This window comes from Streptomyces sp. NPDC013455 (assembly GCF_040632975.1).
Classification (GTDB): Bacteria; Actinomycetota; Actinomycetes; order Streptomycetales; family Streptomycetaceae; genus Streptomyces.
In genome coordinates, this window is the sequence record NZ_JBEYCX010000016.1 from 41,530 (window position 1) to 58,058 (window position 16,529).

The 16,529-nt window shown below is 73.7% G+C and carries 14 protein-coding genes; 10 read left to right on the plus strand and 4 right to left on the minus strand.

What is annotated here, in order from left to right:
* Position 1: 1 nt before the first annotated feature.
* The 8 genes from ABZ576_RS24185 to ABZ576_RS24220 all read left to right on the plus strand — a co-directional run bounded on the left by ABZ576_RS24185 (position 2) and on the right by ABZ576_RS24220 (position 7,471).
* A complete protein-coding gene (locus tag ABZ576_RS24185) occupies positions 2-394 on the plus strand; it encodes a DUF202 domain-containing protein (RefSeq protein ID WP_360744462.1) in 393 nt (130 codons plus the stop codon).
* Positions 395-579: 185 nt separating this feature from the next.
* Positions 580-867 carry a DUF202 domain-containing protein gene (locus ABZ576_RS24190; protein WP_360744772.1) on the plus strand — a complete coding sequence of 96 codons (288 nt, stop codon included), beginning with the start codon at positions 580-582 and terminating at the stop codon, positions 865-867.
* Between the two features lie 249 nt (positions 868-1,116).
* On the plus strand, positions 1,117-1,416 hold the full coding sequence (locus ABZ576_RS24195) for a hypothetical protein (RefSeq protein ID WP_360744465.1): 300 nt from the start codon (positions 1,117-1,119) through the stop codon (positions 1,414-1,416).
* A 199-nt stretch (positions 1,417-1,615) separates the two neighbouring features.
* A complete protein-coding gene (locus ABZ576_RS24200; RefSeq protein WP_360744468.1) occupies positions 1,616-2,638 on the plus strand; it encodes a phosphotransferase family protein in 1,023 nt (340 codons plus the stop codon).
* Positions 2,639-2,643: 5 nt separating this feature from the next.
* Positions 2,644-3,858, plus strand: a complete 1,215-nt coding sequence (locus ABZ576_RS24205; RefSeq protein WP_360744471.1) for an acyl-CoA dehydrogenase family protein — start codon at positions 2,644-2,646, stop codon at positions 3,856-3,858.
* Positions 3,859-3,969: 111 nt separating this feature from the next.
* The gene (locus ABZ576_RS24210; RefSeq protein WP_360744474.1) at positions 3,970-5,643 is read left to right on the plus strand and encodes a helix-turn-helix domain-containing protein; all 1,674 of its coding nucleotides are present in this window, start codon (positions 3,970-3,972) and stop codon (positions 5,641-5,643) included.
* 230 nt (positions 5,644-5,873) lie between these two features.
* Positions 5,874-7,253, plus strand: a complete 1,380-nt coding sequence (locus ABZ576_RS24215) for a diaminopimelate decarboxylase (RefSeq protein ID WP_360744477.1) — start codon at positions 5,874-5,876, stop codon at positions 7,251-7,253.
* 11 nt (positions 7,254-7,264) lie between these two features.
* Positions 7,265-7,471, plus strand: coding sequence for a hypothetical protein (locus tag ABZ576_RS24220; protein ID WP_360744480.1), 207 nt, complete (start codon positions 7,265-7,267; stop codon positions 7,469-7,471).
* Positions 7,472-7,535: 64 nt separating this feature from the next.
* On the opposite strand, the gene ABZ576_RS24225 is transcribed toward ABZ576_RS24220, so the two are convergent.
* Genes ABZ576_RS24225 through ABZ576_RS24235 form a run of 3 tightly spaced genes read right to left on the minus strand, consistent with a single transcriptional unit; the run spans position 7,536 to position 10,591 of the window.
* Complete coding sequence (locus ABZ576_RS24225) at positions 7,536-8,129, minus strand: TetR/AcrR family transcriptional regulator (protein WP_360744483.1); 594 nt, start codon at positions 8,127-8,129, stop codon at positions 7,536-7,538.
* Between the two features lie 24 nt (positions 8,130-8,153).
* Entirely contained in the window at positions 8,154-9,821 is a 1,668-nt protein-coding gene (locus ABZ576_RS24230; protein ID WP_360744486.1) for an AMP-binding protein, read from the minus strand.
* Positions 9,818-10,591 (minus strand): SDR family NAD(P)-dependent oxidoreductase, encoded by a 774-nt coding sequence (locus tag ABZ576_RS24235; protein WP_360744489.1) that lies wholly within the window; start codon positions 10,589-10,591, stop codon positions 9,818-9,820. Before ABZ576_RS24235 ends, ABZ576_RS24230 begins: the two co-directional genes overlap by 4 nt.
* Positions 10,592-10,755: 164 nt before the next feature.
* On the opposite strand from ABZ576_RS24235, the gene ABZ576_RS24240 reads away from it, so the two are divergent.
* Both ABZ576_RS24240 and ABZ576_RS24245 read left to right on the plus strand, forming a co-directional pair.
* The gene (locus tag ABZ576_RS24240; protein ID WP_360744492.1) at positions 10,756-11,976 is read left to right on the plus strand and encodes a DUF1343 domain-containing protein; all 1,221 of its coding nucleotides are present in this window, start codon (positions 10,756-10,758) and stop codon (positions 11,974-11,976) included.
* 82 nt (positions 11,977-12,058) lie between these two features.
* Positions 12,059-13,384, plus strand: coding sequence for a serine-threonine protein kinase (locus ABZ576_RS24245; RefSeq protein WP_360744495.1), 1,326 nt, complete (start codon positions 12,059-12,061; stop codon positions 13,382-13,384).
* A gap of 153 nt (positions 13,385-13,537) precedes the next feature.
* Here the strand turns inward: ABZ576_RS24245 and ABZ576_RS24250 are convergent, their stop codons facing one another.
* A complete protein-coding gene (locus tag ABZ576_RS24250; RefSeq protein ID WP_360744498.1) occupies positions 13,538-16,327 on the minus strand; it encodes a penicillin acylase family protein in 2,790 nt (929 codons plus the stop codon).
* Between the last annotated feature and the right edge of the window lie 202 nt (positions 16,328-16,529).

Sequence of the window (16,529 nt, forward strand, 5' to 3'; positions counted from 1 at the left end):
CGTGAGCGAATTCGTACGGAACATCCGGCTGTGGTTCGCGCCGGAGCGGGTGCGGGACGAGGGCGGCACGCCCGACTACCGGTTCTCCCTGGCCAACGAGCGCACGTTCCTCGCCTGGCTGCGCACCGCGCTCGCGCTGATCGGCGGCGGATTCGCGGTGGACCAGTTCCTGCCGGACCTGCGCTGGGCGTGGCGGGTCGGCCTCGCGCTCGCGCTGCTCGCCGCCGGTGTCCTCTGCTCCCTGCGCGCGGTGAACCACTGGGTGCGCTGCGAGCGGGCGATGCGGCGGGGCGAGGACCTGCCCGCGTCCCGGTTCCCCGCGCTGCTCAGCCTGGTCGTGGCGGTGGTGGCCGTGGCGATGGTCGTGGTGGTGCTGGTCGGGTGGGAGGAGTGACCTCCGCTGACGGCGGCCGCAGGGAAGGGGATCCGCGGGACCACGGCGGGGACGGCGGGGAGGAGCGGGGCCGGGAGGAGCCGGGGCAGGAGGAGCCGGGCCGGGAGGGCGGGGAAAACCAGGGCCGGGAGGGCGGGAAAAACCAGGGCCGGGAGGGCGGGGAAAACCAAGGCCGGGATCCTGGGTTGCAGCCCGAGCGGACCCGGCTGGCCTGGCGGCGGACGACGCTGTCCGCGGCCGTGGCCGCCGTCCTCGCGGTGAAGGCGGCGCTGCACGGTGGCGCGTCCGCCCCCGGGATCGTCGCGGGCGCGCTCTGCTGCGGCCTGTGGCTGGGCCTGCTGCGGGTGGCCCACCGGCGCATCCGTGCCCTCGCCACGACGCCCCGCCCGCCCGCGCTCGCCGCCCGGCAGGCGACGGCGGCGGTGGTGTACGCGGTGGCCCTGGCGGTGTGCGCGACCGTGCTGGTGATCTAGCCGGGCGCGGTCCGGCCGGCGTTCTCGCCGGGTACCCGGCCGGGGCCCGTCTCCGGGTCGCGGAGCGCGCCGTACTCCGGTACCCCGTACTCCGGTACCCCGCGTCCGCCGTCGCGGCTCGGCCGACGCCCTTCATGCCCCCGGCCCCGCGGGGTACTCGTGCGCCACGCAACCGGGATGGCCCGGCCTGCCGCCCCCGCGTGGCAGTCTGCCGGTCGTCAGCCCCCGTACGCCTCGAAGGTGAGCACCATGACCACCCTTCACCAGGAACACGCAGAGCACGGGACGCACCGCCACGGTCCGGGCTGCGGGCACAACGCCGTGCCGCACGGCGATCACCTCGACTACGTCCACGACGGCCACCTGCACAAGGAGCACTCGGGGCACTGGGACGAGTGCGAGCCGGCCGGCCACGCCGTCCACCGGGGCCACGAGCACGTCCACCACGACGAGTGCGGGCACGCGCAGGTGCCCCACGGCGACCACGTGGACTATCTGCACGGCGGCCACCGGCACGCCGAGCACGGGGACCACTGGGACGACCACTGACCGCGCGCGACCACCGCCCCGCACGGCCAACGGCCTGCGGAAGGACAAGCCGACGGCTCACCGGGCAGCGCACCGGGGAGCCGTCGGCCTATCGTGGCTCCGGTCACGTTCGGGGCGATCTCGGCCTACCCACTGGACGACATACCGACCGGTCGGCATCATGAGTCCGTCGTTATTCACCCGTTGGTAGGAGTGATGTATGAGCGCCGACCATCCGCCCGGCCTCGACCTGGACCGGCTGCGCGCCCTGCTGGACCGCGAGCGCCCCGGTCTGGTGCACGGTCCCCTGACCGGCCGGCTGATCGAGGGCGGCCGGTCGAACCTCACGTACACGCTCTCCGACGGCACCTCGAAGTGGGTGGTGCGGCGGCCGCCGCTCGGCCACGTGCTGGCCACCGCGCACGACATGAAGCGCGAGCACCGGGTGATCAGCGCGCTGCACCCGACCGACGTGCCCGTCCCCCGCCCGGTACTGCTGTGCGAGGACGAGGAGGTGCTGGGGGCGCCGTTCTACGTCATGGAGTTCGTCGAGGGAACGCCGTACCGCACCGCGGACCAGCTCGCCCCGCTGGGCGAGCAGCGCACCCGTGACGCGGTGCTGTCCCTGGTGGACACGCTGGTCGACCTGCACGCGGTGGACCCTGCCGAGGTGGGCCTCGCCGACTTCGGCCGCCCGGAGGGCTTCCTGGACCGGCAGCTGCGCCGCTGGGGCAAGCAGCTGGCCGCCTCCCGCAACCGCGAACTGCCCGGCATCGAGGAACTGCACGCGGCTCTCGGCAGGGCCCTGCCCGCCTCCCCCGCGCCCACCGTCGTGCACGGCGACTACCGGCTGGACAACGTCCTGATCGGCGACGACGACCGGATCAAGGCGGTTTTGGACTGGGAGATGTCGACGCTCGGCGACCCGCTCACCGACCTGGGGCTGCTGGTGATGTACAGCCGGCCGCTCGGCATGCCCGGCTCCCCGGTCTCCACCACCGCCGAGGCCCCGGGACACCCGACCCCGCACGAGCTGATCGAACGGTACGCGCAGCGCTCGGGGCGGGACGTCTCGGCCGTCTCCTGGTACACGGCGTTCGCCTGGTTCAAGCTCGCCGTGATCCTGGAGGGCATCCACTACCGGTACACGCTCGGCCAGACGGTCGGCCGCGGCTTCGACCGCATCGGCGACCTCGTTCCCGTCTTCATCCACCACGGACTGACCACTCTCCAGGAAGGCTGACCGGCATGGACTTCGCGTTCGACGCGCGCACCGAGGAGCTGCGCGCCAGGCTCCTCGCCTTCATGGACGAGCACGTCTACCCGGCCGAGGCGGTCGCCGAGGAGCAGCGGGCCCGGCTGGCCTCCCCGTGGGACACGCCGGCGGTGGTGGTCGAGCTGAAGGCCGAAGCGCGCCGGCAGGGGCTGTGGAACCTCTTCCTGCCCGACACCGAGTACGGCGCCGGCCTGACCAACCTCCAGTACGCGCCGCTCGCCGAGATCACCGGCCGCTCCCCACACCTCGCGCCCACCGCGACCAACTGTGCCGCGCCCGACACCGGGAACATGGAGGTGCTGGCGCAGTTCGCCACCGCGGAGCAGAAGAAGCAGTGGCTGGAGCCGCTGCTGGCCGGCGAGATCCGCTCGGCGTTCGCGATGACCGAGCCGGAGGTGGCCTCCTCCGACGCCACCAACATCACCACGCACATCGAGCGGGACGGCGACGAGTACGTCATCACCGGGCGCAAGTGGTACATCTCCGGGGCGATGAACCCCGACTGCGCGGTCTTCATCGTGATGGGCAAGACGGACCCGGACGGCCCGGACATCCGCCGCCAGCAGTCCATGGTGCTGGTCCCGCGCGACACCCCGGGCGTCACCGTCCGGCGCGCCATGCAGGTGTTCGGTTACGAGGACCACTCCCACGGCGGCCACGCCGAGGTGGTCTTCGACCACGCGCGGGTGCCGGTGTCGAACCTGATCGGCGAGGAGGGCGGCGGCTTCGCCATCGCCCAGGCCCGGCTCGGCCCCGGCCGGATCCACCACTGCATGCGGCTGATCGGCATGGCCGAGCGGGCGATCGAGCTGATGTGCCGGCGCGCGGTGAGCCGTACCGCGTTCGGCAAGGCGCTGGCCCAGCAGGGCGTGGTGCAGAACTGGATCGCCGACGCCCGGGTCACCGTCGAGCAGCTGCGGCTGCTGGTGCTGAAGACGGCCTGGCTGATGGACACCGTCGGCAACAAGGGCGCCCACACGGAGATCCAGGCCATCAAGATCGCGACGCCGCGCGCGGTCGTGGGCATCCTGGACCGCGCGATCCAGCTGCACGGGGCGGGCGGGGTCAGCCAGGACTTCCCGCTGGCCGAGCTGTACGCCAGCGCCCGCACCCTGATGCTGGCCGACGGCCCGGACGAGGTGCACCAGCGGTCGCTGGCCCGCCGGGAGCTGAAGAAGTACCTCTGAGCACGAACCCTCCGCGCGCCGGGGGCTGTTGAGGGCACGCCCCGGTCTGTGGTGTCGTACCTCTTCCGGAAGCCGTGGCGCTGCGGCCGGCGGCGCGTCGAGGGGGGAAGCGTGACCGATCCGCGGGACCGGCCGGGGTGGAGCCCGGCCCCGGAGTCCAGGGTGACCCTGGAGCACCTGTTGTCGGTGGTGGGCCCGGGGGCCCTCGAACTGGACACGGCCCCCGGCGGGCTGGCGGTGCCCGTCGGCGGCGTCACCGTGCTGGACGAACAGGACCCCGGGATCCGGCCGGGGGAGCTGGTGCTCGCGATCGGGGTCACCGCCGGGTCGGCGCGGGCCGTGGACGTCGTGCGCCGGGCCGGTGCGGCCCGGGCCGCCGGGGTGGTCTTCGGTCCCGAACGCCCCGGAGGGGCCGCCGGTGCCCTGCGGGCGGCCGCCGGGGAGACCGGTACGGCGGTGCTCTTCCGCACGTGGTACCGGTGGGACGAGCTGGTGGTGGTGCTGCGCGCCGGGCTGGCCGCGGCGGGCGTCGTACCGTTACCGGCCGCGCGGGGGCCGGCCCTGGGAGACCTGGACGGGCTCGCCGACGCGGTGGCCGCCCTGGTCGGCGGTTCGGTCACCATCGAGGACACCGAGTCCCGGGTGCTGGCGTACTCCTCGACCGAGGAGAACGTGGACGAGCTGCGCCGGCTGACCATCCTCGGGCGGCGCGTGCCGCCCTGGCGGGTGGCCGCCATGCGGGAGGCCGGGTTCTTCCGCGCCCTGTGGACGGCGGACGACGTGCTGCACCGGCGGGCCCAGGGCGAGGACCCGGAGCGCCTCGTGTGCGCCGTCCGCGCCGGCGGCGAGCTGCTGGGCTCCGTCTGGGTGGCCTCGGTCGGCGGCCGGCCGCTGTCGCCGAACGCGTCCGAGGCCCTGCGCGCGGCGTCCCGGGAGGCCGCCGCGCACCTGCTGCACCACCGCACGCGCGGCGCGGACAGCCGGCTGGTGGAGGACGCGGCGCGGGCACTGCTGGACGAGCGCGGTTCCGCCGAGGTGCTGGCCGCGCGGGCGGCGCTGCCGGCGCGGGAGCCGTGCGCGGTGCTGGCGGTCGGCACCTCGGCGGGCGCGGCCGAGGAGGTCCCGTCCGACGCCTCGTCCAGGCTGTACGGCCTGCTCACCCTGCACTGTGCGGCGCTGGGCCACCGGATCGTGGTCGTACCGGCGGGCGGCCGGGCCCTGGTGCTGGTGAGCGCGCTGGAGCAGGACCCGGACCGGGCCCGGGAGCAGGTGACGAAGCTCGGTACGTCGCTGACCGCGCGCCTGTCGGCCACGACGGGCGTGCCCGTGCGGGCGGGGCTGGGCGAGGTGGTCCCGGCGCTGGCGGCGGCCGCCGAGTCGCGCCGCACCGCCGAGCAGGCCCTGCGGGCGCTCGCGCGGACCGGGCGGGAGCGCTCCGTCGCGCGGGTCGAGGACGTGGCCGACACGATCGGCGTCCTCCAGGTGCTGGAGGCCCTGCGCGACCTGCGCCTGCCGCCGGGGACCTCGGTGGCGCGGCTGGCCGAGGCCGACGCCGAGCACGGCGGCGGCCGCCTCGTGGAGTCCCTGCGCGCCTATCTCGACCACTTCGGCGACGTGTCCGCGGCCGCGCGCAGCCTCTCGGTCCACCCCAACAGCCTGCGCTACCGGCTCGGCCGGATCACCGCGGTCTCGGGCCTCGATCTCGGCAGCCCGGACGCCCGTCTGCTGGCGCAGCTCCAGCTGCGCCTAGCGCACCCGGAACGGGGCGCGGGCCCCGGACGGTGACGGGCCCGCCGGCCGCCTGGTTCGTGCGCCCGCACCAGGGCGGGGCGCCGTTTCCGTCGCCGTGCACAACGGCACGGGCCCGCGGTCGCCGGCCGCCCGGCCGGCCGCCGTCGCGGGGGGTGCGGCTTTGCGGAACCGACGATGACGGCGGCGGTGCACGGCGAGCAGCCTGGGACCGGCGCCCGGGGAATCGGCCCCGGACGCGCCGCACCGACACCGGAAGGTTCACCATGACCGCTGTGCCCCTCGCCGCCGCGCGGCGCGAACATGTCCTGCAGCAGGCCGTGCGGCAGGGGCTGCTGGACCCGGAACGGTCGCTGCTGGCCGGCTTCGTCGACTTCGACGCGGTGCGGGCCACGGCCTCGGACCTGCACGACGCCTTTCCCGGCTCCCCCGGGACGCGCGGCGTGCTGCACACGTTCGCCGCGAAGGCCAACTGCCTCGTGCCCGTCCTGAGGGAGCTGGGCCGGCACGGCCTGGGCTGCGAGGTCGCCACCCCGGGCGAGCTGGCCCGGGCGCTGGCGGCCGGTTTCCCGGCCGACCGGATCGTCTACGACTCCCCCGCCAAGACCCGGGCGGACCTGGAGCGGGCGCTGGCCCTCGGGGTGGCCGTCAACGCCGACAGCTTCCAGGAGCTGGAGCGGATCGGCCGGCTGCTGGCGGACCGGCCCTCGGCCTCACGGCTCGGGGTGCGGCTGAACTGCCAGGTCGGCGGTGGTGCCATCGCCGCGATGAGCACCGCGACGAACACCTCGAAGTTCGGTGTCGCGCTGGCCGATCCGGGCAACCGGGAGCGGCTGATGCGGGCGTTCGCGACGTACCCGTGGCTGACCTGGGTGCACACCCACACCGGCTCGCAGGGCTGTCCGCTGGACCTGATGGCCCGCGGGGTGGCCCAGGCGGTGGAGTTCGCCGACCAGGTGACGGCGGCGTTCGGGGAGGGCAGGGTCGAGGGGATCGACGTGGGCGGCGGGCTCCCCGTCAACTTCGCCGACGACGAGGTCGCGCCGACGTTCGCGGAGTACGTCGAACAGCTGAGGGCGCACGCCCCGGGGCTGTTCGAGGGCCGGTACGCGGTCGTCACGGAGTTCGGCCGCTCCCTCCTCGCGAAGAACGGCTTCCTGGCGGCGTACGTCGAGTACACCAAGAGCGCGGGGGGCCGGCCGATCGCCGTGACCCACGCCGGGGTCCAGGTCGCCACCCGGACCGTGTTCGCCCCGGACGCCTGGCCCGTGCGGATCGAGGCCTACGACCGGCACGGGACGGCCAAGCGGGGCCGGCCGGTGCGCCAGGACGTCGCGGGTCCCGCCTGCTTCGCCGGCGACCTGCTCGCCCGTGACCGTGCGCTGCCGCCGCTCGAACCGGGCGACCTCGTGGTGGTCCCGGACACCGGCGCCTACTACTTCTCGACGCCGTTCCACTACAACAGCCTGCCGGAGCCCGCCGTGCACGGGGTCCGGACCGGCGCGGACGGCGGCGTCGAGTTCACGCTCCTCCGTCCCGCGCAGGACCCCTGGCGGCTGACGGAGCGGGACGGCTGGTCGCAGGACGACGGCGGGCGCGCCCGTCACCGGGACCCGGTGGCCGCCGGGGCCCGCGACGACCGGTGAGGAACGCCCGGGTGTCCCGGTCCGGCCGGCAGGGCCCCGAGCGGAACGAGCCGCTGCTCACCCAGCGCGCCGCCATCGTGTTCCTGCTGGCCGCGCTGGCCGGCATCGGCGCCACCGTCCTGGCGTCGCTGGCCGGCAACGTGTGGCCGGTGGCGGTGAGCGTGGGCTGCGGCACGGCCGCCTCGGCCGTGCTGTTCTTCAGGGAGATCATCGACTAGGCGGCTGCCGCGGCCGGCACCGGGCACGCGGTGTCGGTGACACCCGTGGGGGGTGTCTCACCCCCTACGGGCGCAGGGCCCGCAGCAGCAGGTCGGCGAGGTGGTCGGCGACCTGCTGGGGTGTCATGGGGCCGTCGGGGCGGTACCACGTGGACAGGTGGTGGACGGAGCCGAAGTGGTAGTCCACGATCAGGTCGGCGGGGGTCGCGGTGGAGAAGACGCCCGCCTTCTGGCCCTCCTCCACCAGCGCGCGGAAACGCTCGTGGTAGCGCCGGCGCTCGGCGCGGACCTGCTTGTTGCGCTCCGGGCTCAGGTGGTGCATGGACCGGAAGAAGATCATCGCGTCGTCGAGGTTCTCGATGGTCGTGACGACCACGTCGGCCGCAGCGTCCCTGAGCCGCTTGTCCACCGGCGCGTCCATCTCGGCGAAGTGGTCCAGCCGCTCCTGCTGGACGCGCAGCACGCGCGCGTACACCTCCTGGAGCAGGTCGTCCTTGGAGCCGAAGTAGTGGTACAGCGCCCCCTTGGTGACGCCGGCCGCCTCCACGATCTCCTGCACGGAGGTGCGGTCGTATCCCTGCTCGGCGAAGAGCCGGGTGGCGGCGGCGAGGAGCCGCTGCGGCACGGGCGTCCCGTCCCCGTCCGTCGTCCTGGGCACTGCCGCCACCTGCCTTTCCGTGAGCTACTGGTCGTGTGCGGTGCGGGAACGCAGTTCCCGCCGGAGGATCTTCCCACTCGTCGTCTTCGGCAAGTCGGGCAGGATCGCGACCTGCCGCGGGTACTTGTAGGCGGCCAGTCTCTCCCTGCAGTACACCGCGAGTTCGTCCGGGTCCGCAGCGGCCCCCGGGCGGAGGCTGACGTACGCCTTGACGGTCTCGCCACGGTACCCGTCGGGCACGCCGACGACGGCCGCCTCGCGCACCGCGGGATGGGTGTACAGGACGTCCTCGACCTCGCGCGGCCACACCTTGAAGCCGGAGGCGTTGATCATGTCCTTCTTGCGGTCCACGACGTACAGCCAGCCCCGCTCGTCCATGAAGCCGATGTCGCCGGTGCGCAGTTCGCCGTCCGGGAAGGTCTCGGCGGTGGCCTCCGGGCGGCGCCAGTAGCCGGGCACCACCTGGGGGCCGCGGACGACGATCTCGCCCGGCGTCCCGAAGGGCACCTCCGCGCCCCGCTCGTCCAGGATGCGGACGAGCGTGTCGGCGCCCGGCACGCCCACGGACAGCGTCCCGGAGACCGGGTCCACGGGCGCCTCCCGGCCGGGCGGAACGGCGGCACAGGCGCCGCTGCACTCGGTGAGGCCGTAGCCGACGCGGATGTACGGCCCGAAGCGCCGGGCGAAGTCCCGCACCAGGGCGGGTGGCACGGGCGCGCCTCCGGAGGAGAGGTTGAGGAAGGAGGCGAAGTGCCCGGGGGTGGCGTCCGGATGGGCGGCGAGCGCCATGTAGGCGGTGGACGGGCCGACCGTGTAGTGCGGGCGGTGCTCGGCGAAGGCCTCCAGGACGACCCCGGGGTCGAAGCGGTAGGCGAGCACCAGGGTGCCCGCGCTGTTCAGGCAGGCGGCGAACTGGCAGACCATGCCGGTGATGTGGAACAGGGGCGCGAGCGCGTGGTAGACGGGTGCCTCGGGCAGCGCGAGGCCCGTCCGCTGCCGCTCGGCGCCGTACATGAGGTTGCCGTGCGTGTTGGTGGCGCCCTTGGGTGTGCCGCTGGTGCCGGAGGTGTAGCTGATCAGCGCGGTGTCCCGCGGGCCCGGTGCCCGGCCCTCGGGGCGGCGGCCGCCCTGCCGGGCCACGGTCACCAGGTCGTCGGCGTCCGGCGCCTGCGGCAGCCGTTCGAAGGCCAGCACGCGCGGGTCGTCGCGGGTCTGGAAGTCCAGCTCGCAGGCGGTGAGCACGATCCGCACCGGTGTGCCGGCCGCCGTGTCCCTCAGGTACGCCGCCCACGCCCGGTCCGAGCAGACCAGCGCGGTCACCTCGGCGTCCCGCAGGATGTGCGCCAGCTCGGCCGACTTGTACATGGGGTTGACCGGGACGACGGTGGCGCCCGCCTTCCAGGCGCCGAGCACGGCGAGCACGAAGTGCGGGGAGTTCTGCAGCACGACGGCCACCCGGTCGCCTGACTCCAGTCCGCGCGCGGCGAGGTGGGCGGCGACCGCGTCGGTCAGCTCGTCCACCTCGCGGTAGCCGAGCCGGGCGTCGAAGTAGGCGAGGAACGTGCGGTCGGGGGCCTCGGCGACGGCGGCGCGCAGGGCGTGCACGAGTGAGTCGGCGGGGTCGACCGGGGCGCGCTGGGCCTCGTTCAGGAGGGCGAGCCAGGGCCGGTCGGCGTACCGGCGGGCCGTCACCGGGCGGCCTCCCAGGTGCGCTGGATGTGGTTCATGGTCGTCAGCCAGCGCTCGGGTTCGCCGGCCCGTACCTGGTAGTAGCCGGCGACCTCGGGGTGCGGCAGGATCAGGAAGCGGTCCTCCTCGATGCCCTTCAGCAGTGCGTCGGCCACGGCTTCCGGCTCGATCGCGTTCGGCCTGAGCACCAGGTCGCCCGCGCTGCCGGTGGCGGCGAGCATGTCGGTGCGCACGCCCTGCGGGCAGATGGCGTGGACCTTGACGCCCCGGTGGCGGTAGGTCAGCGACAGCCACTCGGCGAAGGCGTAGGCGCCATGCTTGGTGACGCTGTAGGAGGGCGCGCCGATCATGGTCAGCAGCCCGGCGGCGGAGACGGTGGAGACGAACCGCCCGGCGCCCCGTTCCAGCCAGTCGGGCAGCAGCGCGTGGGCCGCGCGGACGTGGGCCATCAGGTTGACGTCCCAGGAGGCCGCCCAGGACGCCTCGTCCAGGGTGCCCGCGAGGTCGCCGTCCTCGAAGGCGACGCCCGCGTTGGCGCAGTAGACGTCCACCGTGCCGCCGAGCGCGTCCCGGGCCGCACCGACGACCGCGGAGGCGTCGCCGGGTACGGCGGTCCCGCCGATCTCCTCTGCCACCGCCCGGGCCTTGTCGCCGTCCAGGTCGTTCACCACGACCCGGGCCCCCTCGGCGGCGAACCGCCGGGCCAGCGCGGCCCCGATCCCACCGCCGGCCCCCGTGACGATCACCCTCGCGTCCTGCACGCCTTCCACCATCGGTCTCCTTCGGCACGGTGCGGCTCGGCCCAGCGGTCGCCAGACTAAACGGTCGGTATGTGTAAAAGGAAGGGTGACTGCACCAACCTCACAGGGCGCGGGGAACTGCGCGAGCACCCCAGGACGGCCTGCACGCGACCACTCACCGAAAGGACCCCACGCCCATGCACCTGTCCCGACGGACCCTTCTGGCATCGGCGACGACGACGGCCCTGCCCGCCGCGCCCCGGCACCGCGAGCATCTCCACACCGGCTTCGAGCGACTCGCCGCCGATGGTTACTCGGTGCTGGAGGGCCGGCGCGTCGGCATCGTAACCAATCCCACCGGCATCACCGGTGACACGGAGCACATCGTCGACGTGATGCACGCGGACCCCCGCGTCAGGCTGACGGCCGTCTTCGGCCCCGAGCACGGCTTCCGCGGCACCGCCCAGGCGGGCGGCTCCGAGGGCCGCTACGACGACCCGGCGACCGGGCTCCCGGTGTACGACACGTACCAGAAGAGCGGCCGGCCGCTCGCCGACGTGTTCACCGCGTCCGGCGTCGACACGGTCGTGTTCGACATCCAGGACGTGGGCGCCCGCTTCTACACCTACATCTGGACCCTGTACGACTGCATGGAGGCGGCGCGGCTCGCCGGCAAGCGCTTCGTCGTCCTGGACCGCCCGAACCCGGTGACCGGCCGCACGGCCGAGGGCCCGGTGCTGCACAAGGAGTTCGCCACCTTCGTCGGCCGGCAGCCGATCGCGCAGGCGCACGGCATGACCGTGGCGGAGCTGGCCGGACTGTTCAACGGGGAGTTCCTGCCCGAGCCCGTGGCCCTGGAGACGGTGCGGATGACGGGCTGGAAGCGCGGCCGGTTCTACGACGACTACGGTCTGCCCTGGGTGCCGCCGAGCCCCAACATGCCGACGGCGGACACCGCGTTGGTGTACTCCGGGACCTGCATGTTCGAGGGCACCAACCTCTCCGAGGGGCGCGGCACGACCCGGCCGTTCGAACTGCTCGGCGCCGAGGGCGTCGACGGCCGCTGGGCCGCGGCGGCGAACGGACTCGGGCTGCCCGGCGTGCGGTTCCGGGAGGCGTACTTCACGCCCACGTTCTCCAAGTTCCAGGGCAAGACGGTCGGCGGGGTGCAGATCCACGTGACCGACCGGGCCGCCTTCGACCCGGTGCGCACGGGGATCGCGCTGCTGGTGACCGCGAAGGAGGTGTGGAGCGGCTTCGCCTGGCGGTCCGACAACTGGATCGACAAGCTCACCGGGTCCGCCCGGGTGCGCACGATGATCGACGCGGGCGCGGACACCGACGAGGTGACGGGAGCCTGGCAGGAGGAGCTGGCGGCGTTCCGGCGGATTCGCACGGAATACCTCCTCTACAAGTAGCCCGCACCATATGGCCAACTCCGCTCCCTCGCAGGACGATATGTGCGCAACGCACCGTGTCTCGGGGACGAGGGAGTCTGGCATGGCGGATCCTGGGATGAGCGTGACTCCCTACTGGGAGCTGACCTTCGACGCGGACGGGGACGTGGACGGCCCCGCCCGCGACCGGCTGCTGACACAGGTCGCGGACCGCGGCGTCCGTGACCTGGTCGTCTTCGCGCACGGCTGGAACAACGACCGTTCGGGCGCGACCGCGCTGTACCGCCGTTTCTTCGCCCCGTTCCCGGGGCTGGCGCCGAAGGCCCGGCTCGGATACGTCGGCGTCTTCTGGCCGTCGATGCGGTTCAGCGACGAGCCGATCCCCGACTTCCCGAGGTCCGCGGCGGCCGTGGAGGCGGAGCGGGAGCCGCGCCCGGCGCTGGACAAGGAGACCCGGCGCGCGCTGGTGGAGACCTTCCCGGACCGGGCGACCGTGACGGACCGGCTGGCCAGGATGCTGGACGAACGGCCGGACGGCGAGGCGGGGCTGCCCGAGTTCGGCCGGATGGTCCGGCTGCTGCTGGACGCGGACCGGCGGCCGGGCGTGGCCGACACGGACGAGCCGGGCGAGCCGGCCGTGTTCGGCGGGGACCCGGTGACGGTGTGCGAGCGGTTCGCCGACGCCCTGGCCGCGCTCGGCCCGCCGGCGGACGCGGACGCGGCCGCGTTCCGCCTCCCGAATCCCTGGGACGGCGCGAAGGAACTGCTGCGGCAGGCGACGTACCACCGGATGAAGCGGCGGGCCGGGACGGTCGGTGAGCGCGGACTCGGGCCGCTGCTCGGCCGGCTGGCCGCCGCGGCGCCCGGCGTGCGGGTGCATCTGGTCGGGCACAGCTTCGGCGGCCGGCTGGTGGCGTTCGCGCTGCGCGGGCTGCCCGGGAGCGTGGCCGTGGTGAAGTCCGTGACCCTGCTCCAGGGGGCGTTCTCGCACTACGCGTTCGCGGCGCGGCTGCCGCACGCGCCGGACCGGTCGGGGACGCTGAAGGACCGGCAGCGGCGTGTCGACGGACCGCTGGTGTGCTGTCACTCGCGCTTCGACGCGGCCCTCGGCACCTTCTACCCGCTGGCCTCCCGGCTCGCCGGGGACGACCGCGCGTGTGCGGGCAACGAGATCGCGGCCGTGCTGGGGCCCCGCTGGGGCGCGATGGGGCACGACGGTGTGCAGGCGGTACCGGGCACCGTCCGGCTGGACCTGGCGGCGGCCCTCGGCGGCCGGCTGCCTGCGTCGGGGTGCGTGAACGTGGACGTGGCGGCGGTGGTCCGGCGCGGGGGCGCGCCGTCCGGGGCGCACAGCGACATCGTGCACCCCGAACTGGCGCGACTGGTGCTGGTGGCCGGCCGCGTCGTGGCGGCGGACCGCGTCACCTGACCCGCCGCCCGCGCCGCCCGCGTCACCTCAGCGGTGCGCGGGGTTCTGCGCCCCGCCGCCCGCGTCACCTCAGCGGTGCGCGGGGTTCTGCGCCCCGCCGCCCGCGTCACCTCAGCGGTGCGCGGGGTTCTGCGCCCCGCCGCCCGCGTCACCTCAGCGGTGCGCGGTGTACTCCACGACCTGCTGGAAGGTCGGCCGGTTCTGCCAGCCGATCCTGCCGTGCTTGATGCCGCCCAGGGTGCGGTGGGCTATCGAGTCGGCGCACCACTGGTCGCCCGCCGCGCACTGGTCGTCGCCCGGGTAGACCTGGGCGGCCGTCATGCCGGCCGCCTGCTTCAGCGTGCCGATGAGCGCGTCCCGGCAGGCGCCGAGACCGCCGCCGCCGCAGTAGGTCCGCGCGAGAGGGCCCCGCACGGGCTCCCCGAGCACCGCCCGGATGTCCTTGTCGACGTACGACCACCAGCCGTACTGGAAGGAGCTCCCGGCGTGCGAGCCGGTGGGGCCGTGGCCGGCGGACGGCGCCTCGTCGACCGGCAGGCTCGCGGTGATCGCGGTGTAGAGGTCGCTGCCGAGCCCCGGCTCGAACTCCGCCTTGACCAGCAGCGGCCACCAGGCGTCCAGGATGCGGATCGCGTCCGCGTGGGCGTACGTCCTGGAACCGGCCGACGTCTCGGTGCGCCTGGCGCCCGCGGTGACCCACGTCTGGAGCCTGCCCACCGCCGCGGCGGCCGTGGAGTCGGTCACCGGCGAGGAGCCGACCACCTTGAGCAGCCCGGGCAGCACGTCCTCGGCGCGCAGGTCGGCCAGGCCCGCGTCCGCCATGGCCTGCACCAGCTTGGCCCGGGTCACCCCGCCGGCCGCGACCAGCTTCCCGACCCGGTCGTCCAGCAGGTTGCCGCGGTGCACGGAGCCGTCGCCCCAGGGCGCGGACGTGTAGCCCTCGGCCTGCTTGTTGTTCCAGGAGACGTAGTAGTCCTGGTCGACGGAGTTGGGGTGTTCGGCGGCCGGGGTGTAGTCCGCCGTGTTGGTGACCGGGTCCCAGCTCCGCCACTCGTACGCCGGCTCCGCCCGGACCGGGAACTCGGAGTCGACACCGCCCGCCCGGACCGGGTTGTCACCGCTGTTGTAGTAGGCGGTGTGCCGGGAGTCGGCGTAGAACCAGTTGAAGGTGTAGTTGATGTGCTGGGCCGCGCTCTGGAAGGTTTCCGGTCCCTTGACGTGGTCGGGGTCGTTGAGCATCTGGAAGCCGATGATCGAGTCGGCCTCGTGCAGGTAGGAGGAGCGCAGGGTGGTGTAGGCGACCTTCTTGCCGCCGACGGTCGCCCGGTACTCCACCGGACCGTACTTCGTCCGCCACACGCGCATGGTGTACGACCCCGCGGGGGTGCCGTCGGCCGTGGTCGGTTTCCAGGCGTTCTTCTGCTCGATCTTCTCCATGGCGGTGCAGGTGCCGTGGAACAGGTAGTGGTGGTCGTCCTGGCACAGCTCCACCGCGTAGGTGTCGATGATGTCCTGGCCCGAGGTGGTGGCGCTCCAGGCGTAGTCCTGGCCGCGGCCCAGTTCGACGTACATGCTCAGGCCCGCGAAGGAGGCGCCGCGGGCGCTGATGCCCGGCCCCTGGATCTCCTGGAGCATGAGCAGCTGCGGGGCGAAGTAGCCGGTCTGCGGGCCGAACACGGCGATCGGGTGGCCGCTCGCGGTGTGTGCGCCGCTGACGACGAGGGCGTTGGACATCCCGCGCCGGGCCGAGCCCAGGGCCGTCTTCGCGGCGGTGTCGGAGGAGGTCTTCGCGGCCGTGGTGGCGGCGCTGCCCGTGCGGTCGTGAACGAGCGGTTCCCGGGTCACCGAGCCGGGGTCGGGCAGGGCCGCGCCCCGGGGGTCGGCGGGCTTGGCGCCGTACGGGAACCTCCGGCCGTCGTGGACGGTGAGGACGGCCTCGGGGTCGTCGCGTTCGCGGAAGGACTCCCAGACCCGGGTGCCCTCCTCGACGCCGTACCTGGCCTGGGCGGCGAGCAGGGACAGGGCGTTGGTGACCTCGCCGCCACCGCCGGAGCCGAACAGCGAGCCGATGACGGAGGCGAGCGCCACCAGGTCGGTGACCTTGAAGTGTTCTATCGTCCCGGCGTTGGTGATCGAGTCCTTGTGGCCGGTCAGGACGTACTCGCCGGGGAAGTAACGGCCGCTGTCGGAGGCGTCGATGTAGGCGTTGACGCCGTCGATGTAGGCCCTCACGTCGTCGAGGGCCTGCCGGCCGCGGGTGCCGTTGCGCGCCACGGCGCCGTCGATCTGGGCCTGGAGGTCGGCCTCGGTGTAGGGCGCGCTGCGGTAGAACTGCTGCTCCAGGCCCTGGTTGGCGGCGGCGCCGCCCGCGAAGGCGGTCAGCTGCCCGCGGCCCACGTGCCGGAAGACGTCCATCAGCCACAGCCGGTCCTCGGCCGCCGCGTATCCGGCGCCGAACTCGGTGCCGTACCGGGTGGTGCCCGTGATGTGCGGCACACCGGTCTTCTTGTCGCGGACGATCGTCACGTCGGTCCGGCCGGCGGGCTTCTCGGTGGAGGCGACCTGGTCGGCGGGGACGCCGAACGAGGCGTCGTTGAAGAAGGAGTTGATTTTCGCGTCGGTCAGGCCGGGGTAACCGGTGGCCAGGCCGGCGTACGGGCCGAGCTGGTCCTCGGCGTGCGCGGGCTGGGTGCCGAATGCCTGGTTGAGCAGGATCTGCGCGAGTGTCGCGTTGCCGTTCTCACCGGGCGGAAGGATGTCCGAACACCGGCCGCCGCAGTAGTCGTTCGGCGCCGTGGCGTCGGTGGCGGCCGCGGCCGTTCCGGTGAGGGGAGTGAGGAGACCGGCGACGAGGACGCATACGGACGCGGTCTTCAGGAACCCGGAACGGTGGCGGAACGTTCTCAGTCTGTCAAGGGCGGTACGTGGGGTTCGCCGTGGCATGGCAGCTCCTATGACAGGGGTGGCCGAACGTTACCGCCGGTATCCCCCCGTTCGAAGATGAACATGCGTCACTTTTCGGAGTGCGCGAGCAGATACCGAGAAGAGATGGAGCCGAATCGCCTGTCGATACGTCTATTCGGCGACGTCCGCGCGATGACGCCGAAGTGACCGGAGTACAGGTGCAGGTGTGACGGAGGTGCAG